This window comes from Alteromonas sp. AWJ4_199 (assembly GCF_056159165.1).
The window spans coordinates 143,558-161,543 of the sequence record NZ_JBSWUR010000004.1; the positions used below are offsets into that span (position 1 = coordinate 143,558).

At 45.5% G+C, this 17,986-nt stretch carries 14 protein-coding genes; 3 read left to right on the forward strand and 11 right to left on the reverse strand.

Annotated elements, in window-relative coordinates; translation table 11 throughout:
- Positions 1-52: 52 nt before the first annotated feature.
- The 7 genes from ACXAER_RS19015 to ACXAER_RS19045 form a co-directional block, all read right to left on the reverse strand.
- Positions 53-694 (reverse strand): CDP-alcohol phosphatidyltransferase family protein, encoded by a 642-nt coding sequence (locus tag ACXAER_RS19015; RefSeq protein ID WP_474831981.1) that lies wholly within the window; start codon positions 692-694, stop codon positions 53-55.
- On the reverse strand, positions 688-1,326 hold the full coding sequence (locus ACXAER_RS19020) for an ATP-binding cassette domain-containing protein (RefSeq protein ID WP_474831985.1): 639 nt from the start codon (positions 1,324-1,326) through the stop codon (positions 688-690). The genes ACXAER_RS19015 and ACXAER_RS19020 overlap by 7 nt, the downstream gene beginning before the upstream one ends.
- The gene (locus tag ACXAER_RS19025) at positions 1,316-3,061 is read right to left on the reverse strand and encodes an ABC transporter permease (RefSeq protein WP_474831988.1); all 1,746 of its coding nucleotides are present in this window, start codon (positions 3,059-3,061) and stop codon (positions 1,316-1,318) included. Before ACXAER_RS19025 ends, ACXAER_RS19020 begins: the two co-directional genes overlap by 11 nt.
- The gene (locus ACXAER_RS19030; RefSeq protein ID WP_474832106.1) at positions 3,061-4,254 is read right to left on the reverse strand and encodes an ABC transporter substrate-binding protein; all 1,194 of its coding nucleotides are present in this window, start codon (positions 4,252-4,254) and stop codon (positions 3,061-3,063) included. Before ACXAER_RS19030 ends, ACXAER_RS19025 begins: the two co-directional genes overlap by 1 nt.
- A gap of 121 nt (positions 4,255-4,375) precedes the next feature.
- The gene (locus ACXAER_RS19035) at positions 4,376-5,239 is read right to left on the reverse strand and encodes a DUF547 domain-containing protein (RefSeq protein WP_474832108.1); all 864 of its coding nucleotides are present in this window, start codon (positions 5,237-5,239) and stop codon (positions 4,376-4,378) included.
- A 29-nt stretch (positions 5,240-5,268) separates the two neighbouring features.
- Complete coding sequence (locus tag ACXAER_RS19040; protein ID WP_474831991.1) at positions 5,269-7,422, reverse strand: FAD-dependent oxidoreductase; 2,154 nt, start codon at positions 7,420-7,422, stop codon at positions 5,269-5,271.
- 15 nt (positions 7,423-7,437) lie between these two features.
- Entirely contained in the window at positions 7,438-9,777 is a 2,340-nt protein-coding gene (locus ACXAER_RS19045) for a TonB-dependent receptor (protein ID WP_474831993.1), read from the reverse strand.
- 156 nt (positions 9,778-9,933) lie between these two features.
- Here ACXAER_RS19045 and ACXAER_RS19050 point away from each other — a divergent pair, with 156 nt between their 5' ends.
- Positions 9,934-10,344, forward strand: coding sequence for a hypothetical protein (locus ACXAER_RS19050; protein ID WP_474831996.1), 411 nt, complete (start codon positions 9,934-9,936; stop codon positions 10,342-10,344).
- A 154-nt stretch (positions 10,345-10,498) separates the two neighbouring features.
- Here the strand turns inward: ACXAER_RS19050 and ACXAER_RS19055 are convergent, their stop codons facing one another.
- The gene (locus tag ACXAER_RS19055) at positions 10,499-10,963 is read right to left on the reverse strand and encodes an EVE domain-containing protein (protein WP_474832110.1); all 465 of its coding nucleotides are present in this window, start codon (positions 10,961-10,963) and stop codon (positions 10,499-10,501) included.
- A 252-nt stretch (positions 10,964-11,215) separates the two neighbouring features.
- Here ACXAER_RS19055 and ACXAER_RS19060 point away from each other — a divergent pair, with 252 nt between their 5' ends.
- Complete coding sequence (locus ACXAER_RS19060) at positions 11,216-13,570, forward strand: YgiQ family radical SAM protein (protein WP_474831999.1); 2,355 nt, start codon at positions 11,216-11,218, stop codon at positions 13,568-13,570.
- Positions 13,571-13,702: 132 nt separating this feature from the next.
- Here ACXAER_RS19060 and ACXAER_RS19065 read toward each other — a convergent pair whose 3' ends face one another.
- The 3 genes from ACXAER_RS19065 to ACXAER_RS19075 form a co-directional block, all read right to left on the reverse strand.
- Positions 13,703-14,119: a hypothetical protein gene (locus ACXAER_RS19065; RefSeq protein ID WP_474832001.1), complete on the reverse strand. Its 417-nt coding sequence runs from the start codon at positions 14,117-14,119 to the stop codon at positions 13,703-13,705.
- Complete coding sequence (locus ACXAER_RS19070; RefSeq protein ID WP_474832003.1) at positions 14,116-15,780, reverse strand: S41 family peptidase; 1,665 nt, start codon at positions 15,778-15,780, stop codon at positions 14,116-14,118. Before ACXAER_RS19070 ends, ACXAER_RS19065 begins: the two co-directional genes overlap by 4 nt.
- 215 nt (positions 15,781-15,995) lie before the next feature.
- Positions 15,996-17,138: a strictosidine synthase family protein gene (locus ACXAER_RS19075; RefSeq protein ID WP_474832006.1), complete on the reverse strand. Its 1,143-nt coding sequence runs from the start codon at positions 17,136-17,138 to the stop codon at positions 15,996-15,998.
- A 211-nt stretch (positions 17,139-17,349) separates the two neighbouring features.
- Between ACXAER_RS19075 and ACXAER_RS19080 the strand changes: the two genes are divergently transcribed.
- On the forward strand, positions 17,350-17,928 hold the full coding sequence (locus ACXAER_RS19080) for a demethoxyubiquinone hydroxylase family protein (RefSeq protein WP_474832009.1): 579 nt from the start codon (positions 17,350-17,352) through the stop codon (positions 17,926-17,928).
- Positions 17,929-17,986: the final 58 nt, after the last annotated feature.

The window sequence follows — 17,986 nt, forward strand, 5'->3', positions numbered from 1 at the left end:
AAAGAAGGCGGAATTGTGGCACCCTACCCTTATTACTTGTGACGCCCTAAACCTAATCAGTTGTCGAACACTGACTTTGTTCTACTTTATTTAAGGTGCTAAACCCACCCGCAATTCGAGTAACCACAGTTACGGCACAAGCAGCGGCAAAAATATATGCTAGTACAGCAAAATGTTCAGGCCAGAAGCAAAAAGCAAGAAACATAAGAATCGTTTCTGTACCCTCGGTTAACCCCTGCATATAGTAAAAACTTTTGTTAGCGAACTGGGGTCGGTCGATATTGAACTTTTCAGCTGCAATGGCAAAAGCCAAAAAGCTACTGCCCGTACCGATAAATGTGGCAAGTAGCACCATTGCTGGTATGCCCCAGTTGATGGGATCAGCAATACCAAATGCTAAGGGAATAGATGCATAAAACAAAAAATCTAGACATATATCAAGAAACCCACCAGCACTGCTGCTACTTTGCTGATATCGTGCTAACTCACCGTCAATACCATCAAACACTCTGTTAAATATAATGCAGCCAAGTGCCATTCCCCACCAGTTAAAAATAATAAAGGGGACGGCAAGAATACCTAAAATAAAGCCTGCAACGGTAACTTGATTCGGGCTGATGCTTCTTGCATCCAGTGTTGTGATCAATGGTTTTAATAGCGGTTTAATAAAGGGGGTAATTTTCGCATCTAGCATGGTGATAACTCTATTATTTGACCGCCGGCAGCAAGGGCGTCCTCTTTGTCGTGTGTTACAAGTACTGCGGGAATGTTTCGCGCTTTAAGCTGCGCAAATGTCCAGCTTCGAATTTGCTCACGAAGGGCAAAATCTAGTTTGCTAAATGGCTCATCTAGCAATACGACATCAGGTTGTGAAGCTAGCGTTCTTAGTAGAGAAACACGGGATTGCTGCCCGCCTGATAGTGAAGTGACTGCGCGCTCCCCTATGCCCGCTAAGTCGACAGCGCTTAGCATTTCATCAATAGCCTGCATTTTAGCTTTTCGGTTTGCGTAACCGTCTTTAGGCATGGCAAAGGCAATATTTTCTGCAACCGTCATGTGCTCAAATAACAAGGCGTCTTGAAACATTATGCCTACTTTACGTAGATGAGCCGCCTTGTCGCTTACCACGACCCCATTAATTTTGATGATACCGCTAAAACTAAACGGCCCATGAAGTTGGCCGGTAATTGCCTGCAGCAAAGTAGACTTTCCGGCTCCACTTGGCCCCATTACCGTTAAAATTTCTCCGTCTTTTACACATACGTTCACTTTTAATAGTGTGTTTTGTGCATGAGAAACCACTAGGTTTTCTAAACTAAGCGCCATGTAATACTGCTCTACTCTTTTTCTCTGATGTACGTAACTTGTTACGTGGTTTTACTAACGCGGCAGGTAAATACCAGGCAATCACAAAGCCAACTAAAGGCATAATCGCTTGGATAATAACGAATACCGCCGTTAAGCGCGTACTGCTTCCCGACACTGAAGCCACGGCTTCTGTAGTAATAGTGGCAATAGTGCCCCCCGAGGCCAATAACGTGGGCAAGTACTGGCTGAAACTTATAGCAAGCCCCAGCGCCCACGCCACCATAATGGCTGAAAACAGGGACGGTAATTTAATATGGTAGAACACTTGCCAAGGCGTTTTGCCTAGGCTTTGTGCAACCATTGCGTAGCGAATATCGAATTTGCGATAGGCTACCGCCATAGACAAAAACACGTAGGGCACCACATAAACCATATGAGCAATATAAGTATGAAACCAAACAGCGTCTTGCAGCACGAGCTGCTGGAACCAAACTAGGCCATATAAAAAAGCCACACCAGGGACCAATAACGGCAAAAATAACGAGATAGAAAACGCCCTTTCAGCATTTTTACCTGCGGGTTTAAGCAGCTCACTTTCCAGTGTAAATAGTACTAACCCCAATGCTGAGGTGCTTGCCAATATGCCCAGTAATAAACTGTTAGAAAGTGGCGTCGCAAGGGTTTCAAGTGCCGTTTCCCAGTGCAATAGCGTTGTACCTTCTGGCAAAAAATTGGGGTAGTACCACTGCTTAGCCATTGAGTACACAAGTACCGAATAAACCACCGCGCCAATCAAGGCAATGTATAGCGCTACAGTGCTATAGGCGGCGCCTTGCACAAGGCGATCAAAAAAACGCCGGTTCCCTTTTGCAAGCCTTTTCCTTCCCACATATATCACTACACGCTCAACGCCTAACAGCAGAAGTAACGCCAAACCACTAACGGCAACCTGAAGCACAGCAGCACTGCTTGCCAATAGGCGCATAGATAAATCGATATGATTAAACCAATGCATAATGGCTACGGCCAAAGTGCTGGGGTTATTCCCCCCTAATATAAGTGGAATTTCCACGTTAGAGGTGGCAAAGACCAACACTGCTAATATAGGTAATCTGATTTGTGTGAAGACAGTGGGCATCACAAGCTTAAAAAAGGTTGCCACGGGCGAGTAGCCAAGTGCCGTGCCCACTTTGATATAGCCAGAAAGTTTACTTTTCACTAATGGCTGCGAGATTACGCTTAACGCCATTAAAAGAATAAACGGCAGTTCTTTTAAACTTAACGCCAGCAGTACGCTTAGCCCTCCAGAGTCGTATGGGAAAAAAGCGTCGCCGGCACCAGGAATGGCAGAGTTCGTTCCAACTGCAGCTATTCGCGCAAATATGCCCGACGGGCTAAGCACAAATAACAAGGCAATGGCTGCAGCGGCGTGTGGCAAAACAAGAAACGGACTTAATAAACCTTGAATTTTGTTAAGCCAATTCGATTGATAAAACGAAGCTAATAATAAAAACGCACCAGCCATCGCCAGTAATGTAGACCCCACCCCAGTAAAAAGTGAAAGCCACACCATTTGCCAAATATCATCAAGAGCAAATAGCGTTCTAAAAACATCTAGTGAAAAGCTGTTGGCGCCTATGGCAGGAAAATAGCCTAACGCCGGAAATGCCACGCCAACTAGACCGGCTAAAACAGGAATGCACAGCAAAAGTATTAAGCACCAGCGGGCAATGCGCGTAAATTGAGCGAACATCAGTAGCGCGCTCCATAGCGTTCGTACCATGCCTCTCGCAACGCATCGGTCCAGCTTGAATGAGGCTCGGCCAACAGTATCATAGCTTGCGATTTATCTAGCGCTGACGGGTGAATATTATCTTCAGCAAAGAGCGCTTGGTCTGACGTAGAGAGGCTTTCAATATCAAGCACTGTGTCGTCTCCCCACACCTCTACCGCCTGTTTTTTAGCTTGCGCCTGCGGTGAAAGTAGAAAGTTAACCACCGTTTTGGCCGCCGCTTTGTTTTTTGAGTTATAAGTAAGGCCTACAAAGTGAACGTTTGCCAGGCTACCGTCTTGCATAACATAAGTACGAACATCGTCAGGTAAATCGAAACGCGTTACTGCCGAAGGAATTTCTGAAGCGGTAAAAGAAAAGGCCAATGAAAGCTCTCCTGTACCCACCAAACGTTGTAATTGGGAGGCTTGACGTAACATGTGCTCACCCTGTTGCCACATAGTAGGATGCAGCGCATCAAGGTACGCCCACAAACTCGGTAAAACCGTATCAAGCGATTTATCATTTGCTGGCTGATAGAAAAGGCTTAACTTATCCTTATTAAGTGCTAGCGCTGCATACTTAATAAAACTAATACCTAAATAATCGCTCGGTACTGGGTAGGTAAATCTACCTGGTGATTTTTGGCTAAATCGTAGAAGCTCTTCAATGGTTTTCGGCGCCATAAGCCCTAGCGTATTTAAGTGTGCGCTACGATAGTAAAAAACCATAGACGCTTTGCCCCAAGGCGCCTCCATTCCTAAAGTAGGCTCACCAAAGTCTGTCGTTACAGCGGGGTTTTGATCTGGATTGGTTAGGCTAAAATTGTCAAGTTCACCTACCCACGAAGTACTTAGCAAATCGTGTTTTTTCATTGCCGCGAAGTTTTCGCCGTTTATCCATATGAGATCGACACTGCCGTTTTTGTGATTCCCTGCCGCCTTTTCGGCAAGCACTCGTGACACCGCATCACTAGTGTCGGCCAGCTTCACGTGTTGAAGTTCTATGTTAAAGCGAGTTTTAACTTGCTCGGCTACCCACTGAAGGTAGCCATTGACCTGGGCGCTCCCCCCCCAGGCATGAAATCGAACAAGAGGCGGTTTTTCGCTGGCTGCTTCATCGCTGGTTTTGCCCACCGCCGGCTGGGCCTCAACAAATACCGAAAAAATAACCATGCAGGTAAAAAAGAATACCTGCATGGGGGTAAACAAGGGTCTATTTGTACTTAACTGTGCCGCAGCTTGCCACCCTGAATTCATTTGGGAAGCATTCAGAGCTCTAGCATTAGCGTTAGCGCTACTGTGCCGCATTAAGCGCCCAGTCATAGTTTAGGTATTCAATATCTGCAGTGTCATTTTTTAACGCTGAAACTTGCGCTTCAGTTAATTGCATTGCGTCTTTATACAGCAAGATAAACTCGTCGAGCGTTGACGTGTCGCGCCACTCGCCGTTTTCACCTTCAAAATCCTTACTGTACCAATCAAATATTTTTGATAGATAGAGTGTGTTATCGCTCATTCTGTTGCGAGAGGTGTCAGCCAAAAACCGCTTAGTTTGTGCCTCTAACTGCGAATCCAGTTTGTCTGCTGTGTATGCTTCTTCACGAAGCGCTGGGCAACCTACACTGGCACAATTCACCGCAAAATGAATGCGAGGCTCGTTATAGTTTTTTGTGGTTTGGTTTGTACCGCGAATAAGTTCGTGTTCAATTTCATCCAATGTGCGAGTTTCACCAAGCAGCGGGGCTATCTCTTTTTTCCAAGGCGAAGAAAAGAAACTTCCTAAATCTCGGATAGAGTCAATAGCTGGGTACTCAGTTAAAATAAGTTCGATGGTGTAGGCGTTATAAGCGTTAATAAGAAAAGCGAGCTGTTTGTCCTTATTCCATGAATCAAATGTACTTTGCTCAACCTTAGATAAGCGCGCTAAATACTCGTTAAGCGTATTCCGCTCTTTTTTAAAGCCATCGTAATTAACCTGTGTACTTGCGCCGTTAGAAATCGGCGTGACGTACTTACCTAACAAATTATCAAACGTGCTATGTAGGCCTTCTTCAGCACTAGCATAGAAACTTACGCTTGCAGCAAACAGCGCTACGCTGCCTGCTGCAATACCACGTAGCACTTTACTACTACGTGATAAACGGGCGACTTTACACATGAAAGACGATTGAGTAGTTTTCACTTCTATTACCCTCTGCGCCATGTGTGGAATTTCTCAACGTAGCTTAAAAGTTTTTCAGGAGCATTAGCGCGCTTCCAGTTCCCCGCTGCGTATTTCGCACCTTCTGCCCATGTTGGGTAGGCGTGAATAGTGCCTAGTATTTTGTTTAATCCTAGGTCGTGTTTCATGGCAATAACAAACTCAGCGAGCAAATCACCAGCGTGCTCAGAAACAATAGTAACGCCCAATATTTTGTCTTTACCCGGCGGCGTAAGCACCTTTATAAAACCCTTACGCGCACTTTCGGCAACCGCGCGATCGAGTTCGGCAAATTCGTAACGCGTTACTTCTACATCAATATCTTGTTCTGCAGCATCACGCTCACTAAGACCTACTCTCGCCACTTCAGGGTCAATAAAGGTTGTCCAAGGAATAACGCGATAATCCACTTTAAACTTTTTGAACGTGCCGAACAGTGCATTTACCGCCGCATACCATGCCTGGTGAGCGGCTACGTGGGTAAACTGATAGGGCCCTACCACATCACCAGCAGCAAAGATGTTTGGCATTAGAGTTTGCAAGTATTCATCGGTTTCTATGGTTCTATCGAACTGAATACCCAATTCTTCAAGACCAAACCCATTTAGACGCGCCTTTCGACCAACCGCCACGATCACTTCGTCATAGGCGACAGTTGATTCAACACCTTCTTTAGCAACCACTAATACTTTTTCACCGTCTTTCGTTTCAAAGCGCAATGCGTCATGAGATGTCAAAACATTCACTCCGCTTTCACGAAGTACAGATTCAGAATATTCAGCTACATCAGCATCCTCGCGGCCCATTAAACGGGGTGCACGTTCTACTTGCGTAACCTCACTACCTAGGCGAGAAAAGGCTTGTGCCAGCTCACAGCCAATAGGCCCACCACCCAACACAATTAAGCGCTTTGGCGCGTTTTCAAGGTCAGCAAACTTAGTCCATAAGGTATCAGAGGTGACATAACCGCTTTGTTCGATACCAGGCAGATCTGGAACAAAAGGCGCTGCCCCCGTGGCAACAACAATGTTCTTTGTTGTTAGCGTTTGGGTGCCGCCATCATTCTTTTTAATTTCCACCGTCCAGGGGTCGATGATCTTTGCATAGCCTTTCACTACATCCACACCTAAACTGGTGTAACGCTCTACGCTGTCATTAGGTGCAATTGCCGCAATGACTTCATGCACACGGGCCATCACTTTCTTGAACGAAATCGCTGGTGTTACCGGCTCTAAACCATAGTTATCGGCATGGCGCATTTGGTTTGCTACTTTCGCCGTTTTTATAATGGCTTTGCTCGGTACGCAGCCATAGTTAAGGCAGTCGCCCCCCATTTCCCCTGCTTCTACCAGCGTAACTTTTGCTTTCACCGCTGCAGCAATGTAACTGGTAACCAACCCACCCGCACCTGCGCCGATCACCACTAGATTACGATCAAATTTCTTTGGTTTGATGTAGCCTTTATAGACGCGACGGCGATTCACTATCGCCACAATGCCTTTAGCTATCCACGGAAATATACCTAGCAGAACAAATGAAAAGATAAGTCCAGGCGAGACAATGCCTGACAGGCTGTCTATTTGCGCAAGTTGCGTACCTGCGTTTACATAAACAGCAGTGCCAGCAAGCATGCCTATTTGGCTTACCCAGTAAAAAGTCCAGGTTTTAAGTGACGTCAGCCCCATTAACAGATTTATTAAGAAAAACGGAAATACTGGCACTAAGCGCAAAGTAAATAAGTAGAACGCACCTTGTTTTTCAATGCCTTCATCAATTTTCTTAAGCTTTTCTTTAAACTTGTTTCGTACGGTATCACGCAAGATGAAGCGCGCGACTAAAAAAGCTAACGTTGCGCCCACGCTTGAAGCGAAAGACACAATAACTAAGCCCTGCGCCAGCCCAAAAAGTGCACCTGCAGCTAAGGTCAAAATTGCTGCACCTGGAAGCGACAGAGCGGTAACGGCCACATAAATAGTAAAGAACACCCCAATGCTTAATACAGGGTTTTCTTCTATTTGCGCTTGAAACGTATCGAGTGAGTCCTTCATCCCCTGAAGGGTTAAATAGCTATTCAAATCAAAGTAGAAAAAGCTAAATATAGCGGCGGCGATAACTCCTAAAAGCGCTATTTTCTTAAACATAAAAATCCTTAGCGCTTAAAACGCGTATTGCATGGTAACTTGAGCGTGACGGGGCACGTTTGGCATAACAAGCGTCGCGCCGAAATATCCACCTTCAAACAGTGGCTGCCAATTTTCTTCATCAGTTACGTTAATTACATCTAAGCGTACACGCAGATCGTCGCTAACTTGGTAATCAGCATTTAAGTCTATGGTGTACTGGTCGCGAATATGCACGGTTTGTAAAAAGTCTAATGGGAATGACTTGGTGTATAAAGCACTCGCACCAAGTTGAACATCATCAGTTACCTGCCAGCCAGCGTTAATAGATGCTATTTGCGGTGGAATACCTTGTACTCGGCTGTTCGATGCTGGGAACGCCGCAAATGACGGCGATCCCACTCCAGTCCCCTCAATAATATCCGGGCGACTGTTATCAAAGGCGTCGATAACCTGAGCCGTGCCTTGAAACGCTGCAGAGTCATCGAAGCGAGCGTCTAAATAACTGTAGGCAGCATTGACCCATACATCGTCGCCTTGGTAAAACATTTGCAACTCAAAACCTTTAGTTTTCACGCCACTGTTGCTGCCGTCGCGATTGCGTAAGCTACGGGTTTGTTCGAACACTGCCGCTTCAGCATACCATTTGCTGTTTGGCGCGTATTTTACCCCTGCTTCGTACAGGGTATTTACGGTAGCAAAATTAAGCGGGTTAATTTCATTATTACCGCCCAATACTGTGCCACCCGCCATACTGTTTGACGTAGCATCGTTTTCGGAAAACGCAGCATATAAGTTGATGTCGCCAGTGAGCTTGTATACCGCGCTTAACTGGTAGCTAGTTAACGTATCGCTATAGCTATCAGACGCTGCCGTTACTCCCTCAGGCGCTAATGGGTCGCGGGCTTCAACATCGTAATAATCTACTCTAACGCCGGCAATGGTTGAGAACTTATCTGTCCATGTAGAGCGTTGCTGTAGTGCCACCCCTGTTTGCCACGATGTGGAATCAGTGGTGTCTGACAAGTTAAAATCGCCGTTGCCATCACCATCCAGGTCATATTGCGCGCCCGGAGATACGAATACACCCGGACGCAGCTCGACTAAACGTGCTTTTTGCGCGTCGGTAAGAGGTATCACACGGTTAGAGATAGGCCCGGTTAAATCAATCGGATTGTCGGCCTCAGTAGTAAACTGGCTATAGCCCAACACATCGTTATAGCGAAGCGCTAACCCTACGGTAGTAAGTTGGTTATCGTTCCACTGGTAATCCACTTCAGTGCGATTTTCAAACGTATCAGCGCCGTCAATAATTTCGACAAAGCTATTTTGGGCTATCTCTTCACGCTCTAAATACTGGTAATAGGTCATATTGCGAAGCGCCACGTTATCAACCACTTTGTATTCAACGTTGCTTCGAATAACCGTGGTTTCAGCACCGTTAATGTCGTCAGGATTAGTAAATACGCGGCTACGAGGAATAACCACTTCACCGGTAGGTGAAATAATGGCACCAGCCCCCGGTACTATACTGCCATTTGGTTGAGTGCCCTGCCCAGTAATATAAACACCGTTATCGATAAGGTCTTGGGTTGGGCGGTTGATACCTGCGTTGTCAGGATAGTCTGTATCATAATACTCTGCACTGATATCCCACGTCAGCACGGCGCTCGGTGTATAGCGATATGCAACAAATAGGTTTGTACTATCGCGCTCAGCAAAGTCATAGAAACTGCCATTGTCTAGGTACTCAGCACTAAAGCGAATACCGCTTTTCCCTTCGTCTATTGCAGTACCGTAATCGACTTGGGCTGAATACTGCTCCCAACGCCCGGCGCGAAGGGTAACTTTACCCTTGCTTTCTGTGGTAGGCGCGACCTTGGTTTGAAGGTTTACAAAGCCGCCATTGCGCTGCGTACTACCAAACAACACTGGCGACGGCCCTTTCACTACGTCAATTTGCTCAACGCTATTAAAAGACAATGGCAACCCAAAACCATTATTACCCGCCTGACGACGCACGCCGTCTTGAAAAAGTTCGCCTAACTGACCGCGAATACTTGGCAAGCTGGGTGTACCGAAGCCGCTTGAAGCGTAGGCATTAGGGGCTGCCTTTACGATATCGTGTAAATCATTAATGTTAAGCGCTTCTATCGCTGCTGCCGACAATGACGTTACTGCACGAGGGGTTTCTGCGGCGCTTAAACCGCTACCAAATAACCCTTTTAGCGTATTGTCGCCTGGGTTGAGCGTGTTTAAGTTTTGTTGATTGCCTGTTACCTCTACTACTTCAATATCTGATACTTGCTGGGCAGCTAACGACTGACTTATGGCAAATGCGAGTGTGCTAACGGCTAGGCCGATTATTCTTTTCATTAACGATTCCGTAATTTTATTTATTATTCGACTAGACCGATACGTTTCACAAAAAATTTCAGCACATTTAATTTTTAAAAAACATGAAATTAGTTGAAATTTTTATTTTGAACGGTCGTTCTAGTATGCTTGCACTATTATACTTTTGGAGCATGTATGCAAAACAAAACCAATATTCAAAACCGACTCGAGTGGTCACTACTTTCTCTTCGCGTAACTATTTTTATCGTTATGTTCGTATGGACACTCGATAAGTTTGTTAACCCCGCACACGGCATGGCTATTTTTGAAAAATTCTATGGCATTGGTGGCGTTCCTGAAGTCGCCGTATACGTTATGGGCGCATTACAACTAGCATTGGTTTTAGCATTTCTAGCAGGCCTTGCGAAAAAATATACCTACGCCCTTATTTTCATTCTTCACGGCGGCTCTACCCTTTCGTCTTTCCCGCAATATCTAGACGCCTTTAATCACCTGCTGTTTTTCGCCGCATGGCCTATGTGGGGTGCGTGCTTTGCGCTATTTCTATTACGCGACGCCGACACTAAATTTGCCTTTGGCAAGTAGTGACTATTCGTTGAATTAGTACGCTAGATCGACTCGCAAGACGCACGAACTAGATATACTCGCTAGATAGGCTGCCTGCTAAAAAATTAGCGCTCGAATGTTTTTCGTTATCGAATTTATAGGGCGCAAGGGCCACGCCTTTTTAGCATTAGGTTTATTTTTTGGCAGCAGCATACAGTTGCTGCCATTCGCCCTCTTGTACCGGCATTATTGATAACCTTCCGCCTTTCTTAACTAAAGGCAGCTCATTAATACCTTCCATACTCTTAATCACAGAAAGTGGTAGTACATTGGAAAATTTTTCTACAAACTTCACATCTACACGATACCAACGAGGGTTATCTTCGCTGGATTTAGGATCGTAGTATTTTGACTCAGGGTTAAACTGTGTAGTGTCTGGGTATCCGTCTTTCACCACTTCTGCAACACCTGCAATACCTACTAGTTTGCAGCTGGAATGGTAGATAAACACTTTATCGCCTAGCTCTACGCCGTCACGTAAAAAGTTACGCGCCTGGTAATTTCTTACACCATCCCACGGTTCAGTTTGGTCAGGACGGTTTGCCAAGTCATCGATAGAAAATGCATCAGGTTCTGTTTTAAATAGCCAATACGCCATGTTTTTATTCATTCTCTTAATCTTCGAACACTTACTGAAGCGTAGGTAAATAAACATACGCTGTATGCGCTCTTTTAATACCAGGCCGCATAGATAATTCAGCCATTTAACAAACACCAGTATACAAAGCACTTTTATTTAATGACAGTGCTATACCGCAGCTTGGCTAAGACTGCTATAATTGCGCACTTAATCTGAGCTTACCCTTATTTTAAGTTCAGCAATTCCCTGATTTATCTAGATGTGATTACTATGCAAGCCACCATTAAGGCCGACCGCGGTCTGTTTTCTTACCCTAAATATTGGCCACACTGCCTGGGTACCGCACCTTTTCTTCCTATGTCAAAAGAAGAAATGGATGCTCTTGGCTGGGACAGTTGTGACGTTATTTTGGTAACCGGCGATGCGTATGTCGATCACCCTAGTTTTGGTATGGCGGTTATTGGTCGTGTACTAGAAGCGCATGGTTTTCGGGTTGGCATTATTTCTCAGCCAGACTGGACTAGTAAAGACGACTTCATGAAGTTAGGTAAGCCCAACCTGTATTTCGGCGTAACAGCCGGCAATATGGACTCTATGATTAACCGTTACACGTCTGACAAAAAGCTTCGTCACGACGACGCTTACACGCCAGGCAATGTAGGCGGCAAGCGCCCAGATCGTGCGGTTACCGTATATTCACAGCGTTGCCGTGAAGCGTTTAAAGGTGTACCTGTTATTGTTGGTGGCATAGAAGCCAGCTTACGTCGTATTGCGCACTACGATTACTGGAGCGAAAAAGTACGCCGTTCAGTATTGTTCGACTCTAAAGCCGATATGCTATTTTTCGGTAACGCCGAACGCCCGCTTGTTGAAGTGACCCATCGCTTAGCGGCAGGTGAAGATATTGCCGATTTACGCGACATTCGCGGTACTGCAATTATCGTAAAAGAAGCCTTACCTGAGTGGCAAGGTGTTGACTCTACCTCTCTAGATAGACCCGGTAAAATTGACGCCATTCCAAGCCCCTATCAAATGGAGCCGGAGTGCGACTCGCAGGATAAAGATACGAAAAGCAGTGAAGCACCAGAAGCATCGCCCATTGTTATTCAGCCTGCGCAGAAAGAAAAAGAAAAGCGTAAGCCTTGGGAAAACGTGTACGTTAAGCTGCCGGCGTACGAAACAGTAAAAGACAACAAGGTTTTATACGCACATACATCGCGTATTTTGCACCAAGAGACCAACCCAGGTTGCGCTCGTGCACTGATGCAGCGCCATGGCGACAGACACATTTGGATTAACCCACCCGCCATGCCGCTTGAGACAGAAGAGATGGACGCGGTATTTGACTTACCGTATCAGCGTGTTCCTCACCCTGTATATGGCGACGCAAAAATTCCTGCGTACGATATGATCCGCTTTAGCATTAACATTATGCGGGGGTGCTACGGTGGCTGTACCTTTTGCTCTATTACCGAGCATGAAGGCCGTATCATTCAAAGTCGCTCTGAAGATTCGATTATTCGTGAAATTGAACAAATACGCGACACCGTTCCTGGCTTTACTGGCGTAATTTCAGACTTAGGCGGTCCGACAGCGAACATGTATCGCCTTCGTTGTAAAAGCCCGAAGGCAGAAGCGACTTGTCGTCGCCCTTCCTGCGTGTACCCAAGCATATGTGCACATATGGATACCGACCATAAGCCAACTATCGACTTATACCGCCGTGCTCGCGAATTGCCTGGAATTAAAAAGATTTTGATTGCTTCTGGCGTGCGTTATGACTTAGCGGTAGAAGACCCAGAATACGTGAAAGAGCTAGCCCTTCACCACGTAGGCGGTTATTTGAAGATAGCACCAGAGCACACCGAAGACGGCCCGCTTTCAAAAATGATGAAGCCGGGTATGGGAAGCTATTACCGCTTTAAAGAACTATTTGATAAATACTCACAAGAAGCGGGTAAAAAGCAGTACCTTATTCCTTACTTTATCGCATCGCACCCGGGTACCACCGACGAAGACATGTTGAGCCTTGCGATTTGGCTTAAGGAAAATAAGTTTAAGCTCGATCAGGTACAAAATTTTTATCCGTCGCCAATGGCAACGGCAACAACCATGTACCACACCGAAGTGAATTCCCTTCGTAAAGTTACTAAAGAAAGTGAAGAAGTACCGTCAGCGAAAGGCGAAATTCACCGTAGACTACATAAGGCTATGTTGCGTTATCACGACCCGAAAAACTTTGCGCAAATTCGAGAAGCACTTAAACGTATGGGTCGTGAAGACTTAATTGGCCGTGGTCCTCAGCACCTTGTGCCGCCAGAGACCGCTGACGAAAAACGCCAGAAAGCACAAAAAGGCCGTCGCGGTGAACGTGCGCTTACTAAGCACACCGGGCTTCCACCCACGTTTCAGGGTAAAAACGGGAAAGGCAAAAGCCGAGACGGTAGCGCGGTAAATAAAAGCCGTCGTAATACAAACGGTAATAAGCAAGGCAGTGGTAACAGGCAAGAGCAAGCCAGCGGTACCACCGCCAACCGAAACTCCGGTAAGGCTTCTAAGGCGAATAATGGCGGCGGAAACAATCGTGGCCGCTCTCAAAAACAGCCAAGCATGCATAAACGTTAAGATAACAAACGCTAAAAATAAAAAAGCCCGATGCTTTTCAACATCGGGCTTTTTTGTGACTTTTAGCAATAGCACTGCGCTATTTCAGTTAACTATTTGTGTATCCAACCTATATGTACCCAAGCTATACGTTTACATTCCGTCGTGATTTGGGTAGCACTCCACATTTTCAAGTTTAGCAAGCTCACCAGTTTGATCATTTCGCAGCAAGCACTGCTCGCCATCACTTAATAGCGTAAAGCTGTACACAGGGTTATCATGTCTTCCATCAAGGGATACCCCCCTGCTATCTACCTTCGCTTTCCGTTCAATTGTAATGCTTGAAGCGCTGCTAAACACATTATCAGCAACAGTGATGGATATACCGCCGAACCAGTTGCTGATGGTATTTTCAATAGTTTGCTTTTGGCTTGCACTCATGCTGTTAGTGATTGCTTTATGCAGCTCAGTCTCCTTGGTTGCAGCACAGCCAGATGCCGATGATAGCGCTATAGCAAGGGCTGCAGCTGTCAGCCCTTTGCTTATGCCTTTACCGAATAGAGCCATCATTCTTGTTCCTTGATAACAAGCTGATTGATCTTGTTGTGTAAAATAAAGTTTTCTCTGCGCTTTTCAGGCGTATCGATAGGAATAAGCTTTTCACCCACTAGCGCGCTTTGATTACTGCGCAGTATATCTACATCAGCCGTGCCGTTACCCGATACCACTTCAGGGCATGCGCCCGTAGCTGCAAATTCTAGTGCTGCAGACAACATACCTTCATTCGGGTCGCCTAAACTAGCAGTAAAGTCATCTTCAACTTCACATCCTGGCAGTTCAAAATCAAAGTTTGGAGTACTGGTTGGCATAAAGCCGTCGGCATAATCACCAAAGCCTTTATTGTTCACTCCTTGGAACTGAATACTGAAGTAAGTTTCACCACAGTTGTCCGTAGGATAGAAACCATAAGGCTTACCACATGTTGTAGAGCCAATTTGTACTACCTCTACATCTATGCCTCGAAGCGCGTTCATTACAGCTTCACTGGCTGAACAGGTTGCATCTGTTGAAATTACGTAAACACGAGTCAGCGAAAGGCTCGGTAGTAACGTATCGGTAAGCCGTCCGGCGTTGTAATCGATAACATTGCTGTAAAACGGCGTAGGGCGAATTGTCTCACCAGTAATCGGATCGGTCGTTGGGTTCTTGTCGTTAAATTGCAAAGTTTCAAACGCAGCGTTGTTCGTTTGATTTGGACCCGCTACCATATAAGAAAGCTGAGAAGCTAACGCCAAACGTCCCCCACCGTTGTAACGCAGATCCATGACTAACTCGGTTACATTCTGCTCAACAAAGGTATCAAATGCCTCGATTAACCCTTCCTGCGCGGTAACAATGAAGGTATTAAATTGGAAGTAACCTGTTTTACCGTTTTCGGTATCGAACACCTTAACGTTTTGAACCGGTGTTACGTTGATATCAGCTGAGGTTATATCTACAGACATAGTTGTACCGTCAATCAGTTCAAACTGAAAGCTTGTAGTGGTTCCGGCATCATCAGGAAACAGTCCATCGTTTAAAGCGTTTACACCTTGTTGGGTATTGTCATTAACGAAATCAACGCCGTTAATACTCACAACCTTAGCGCCTCGCGGCACATTCGCTGCAGCAGCAGGTGAACCAGGCTCTGTGAACCGCACCGTTAGCTCTCTTGGTACCGTGTTTGAGCCAAATTCCCAATCAAAACCAAAACCTGACGATATGCCAGATTGAGATAGCTCGTTATATTCAGCAGTGTCTTGTGAAAAATGAAAATTGTCTTTAGGCGTGCCGCTTGGCGTTAATTCATTGGTTTTTAACTGGTCGAAGTATGCCAATACTGAAAAGTTTTCTGGGTCGTTGTCGTCTACTTCGTCATACCATAAGTAGGTGTCGTTAGTCCAAGAACGCAGCCAAAGCTTTTCATCCATTGCGGTGCCTTGGGTATCTGGATAAGCACTTCCCGTAAAAGGGTCGATACCAGTTCTTGGCGTTTCACATTTGGCGATGAATTCAGATTGTGGCTCATAGACACCGGCTTCCCACTCAGGTTCAGACGTAACAGGAGTCGTTGGTGTAGTAGGTGTCGTTGCTACTGGCGTGTTACTGGATGAACCGCCACCTCCGCCACATCCTGTGAGAAGTGAAATCGTGACTGCAAGTGCAACTGAAGTATACGTATACGCTTTCATGATTAACTATATACCCTTTATGTATAGGTGCCGAATTTGAAAGTTCTCCGGCCTTTATGCGCTCGATAAGACTATGACGACATACGTTAGCATAATTTATAGTGCTATAGGTTTGTAAGAATAACTAGGTAACAAAAGTTTAAACATTGATTAAATGTAACTAAATTTTATTTATTTCTACGTACTAGCCGTACCTGTGTCGCCAGTTATTAGCACTATCTATCGCCACTAGTTATTTCCACTGTAAGCATCACCCCCATATCTGTCACGTCCGTTAGCGAACGCGTTTTATCAGGGGGAAGAACACCCACGGTAGGCGCTATCAGGCTACTAATAAACAAACCATATTCAGTTTCTATAGCGCCAGTTACAAAAGGGTAAGCGCCGCTTGGGTCTTGAAGAGATTGAAGTACCTTCCCACTGTCGCTAATTTTTAAAAGGTGCCCGTATGGTTCACCCTGCGGTCGCAGGAACTGTGGTAAACGTTGAATTATTTTACGAACAAAGGGGTTGTCTGATAGCCCGTCCACTGGTGCTGAACGGGGTGAAGCAAGACCTAGATAATACCCGCCGCCGGCGGCCTGGCTGATGTTGTCAGGAAAACCGGGTAAGTTATCTATCACCACCTCCACGCTTCCCTGTTGTGGACCTTTTAACCAGTAGCGCAAAACCCGGTATTTTCCTGTCTCGTTAACTAATACAGAGTCTTGGTCATGACTCATTGTTACGCCATTTGCGAAAACTAAACCGTCTATCAATACCTTGCTCGAAGAAGTTAATGGATCGTATTCAATTAGCCTGCCATTCCCTTGGTGCTCTAGAATTTCTAGCAGGCTTGCCGAAAGCGTTCCGCCGTGGTCTTTTGCGGCAAACTTGGTTGTCGCGTCGGTAAAATAAACCTTTCCATTTTTAGCTATATCAACATCATCAGCGTATACCACGGGGGTATTCTCTACCTGATTGACCAGCGTTTTTAATTCGCCTTTTTCGTTTGCAATAAGTAACCCTCGATGAGCATCAGCGATTAATAGGTTTCCCTTGTTATCGTATTCAAGACCAAGTGGGCGGCCGTTGGTATTAATCCATGAAGTAAATGACGTTTGCCCCTGTTTCATCAACAACACTGCGCCAGAGTTCGTCGCGGTGGCAATGGTTCCCGCTTTATTTATCGCAAAATCCTCCGGCCCCTCTTCTCCTTCTATGTCAATATGCGATAGATCTGCCAACCTCGAGTTTTCTGTAAACGCGTTTGTAAAGCCACCGTTTTTCGGTGCTTGCCAACTGACGGGATCGATAGGTACCGGCCATAATAATAAATAGGCAAGAATTAAAATAAGAGACCCCCATAGCATTTTCATTCACGCACTCCTTTTATACTTTTGCTTACCTTAGCAAGCGAAGTTGACCTACTCTGCTTTTACTTTTAAATAGTGCACTATTCATCAAAGCTTTAAGCGTTCCAAAAAGCTAAGCTAAATTCGCGTATTAGTACGCGCATTACAAATACGTAAGGTGGCATCCATATAAGCATGTCGCGCGTTTTCTAGTAAAACGCTGTTGGAGTACGTCATGCCATTTTACGCAAAGCTACTGGGGGCTAAATATACTAAGCTGATAGATAAGGAACTACGTGCAAGTCATGCTGGCGAAACTGGCGCCGTTTGGATATACCGTGGGGCCATGGTTGCTGAATTTATATCTAGTCTATTTCGCATTAAAAATAGCAAAGACGGTACAGAACGCTTTATAAGAGAGCACCTTAAAACAGAGCGTGCGCACCTTGCTATTTTTGAAAGTGAAATGCCGCTATTTAGGGGTAGCTTCATACTGCCACTATGGATAGCCGCGGGCTTTATAACCGGCTTCTTACCTCGCCTTTTTGGTCAGAACTGGTTTTTCTATACCATTTATTGCGTAGAGGAATTTGTTGATTTGCATTATGACGAGCAGTGTAAAAACATGTTGGCATTATCTATCCCGCCATCAAACGTGATAGAAAGGTTTAAACACTGCCAAGAAGAAGAGCAGCACCATAGAGACGAAGCGTTAGCAATGATGACACGGCAACCATCTTTACTAATGAAGTTGTGGGGGAGCGCAGTAGAAAAAGGCTCGGCGTTTGCAGTTGCTGTCGCCAAATTGATTTAGGTTGATATTTGATGTTCAGGGAATGACCTGAGAAAACAACAAAAACAGCCTCGCGGAT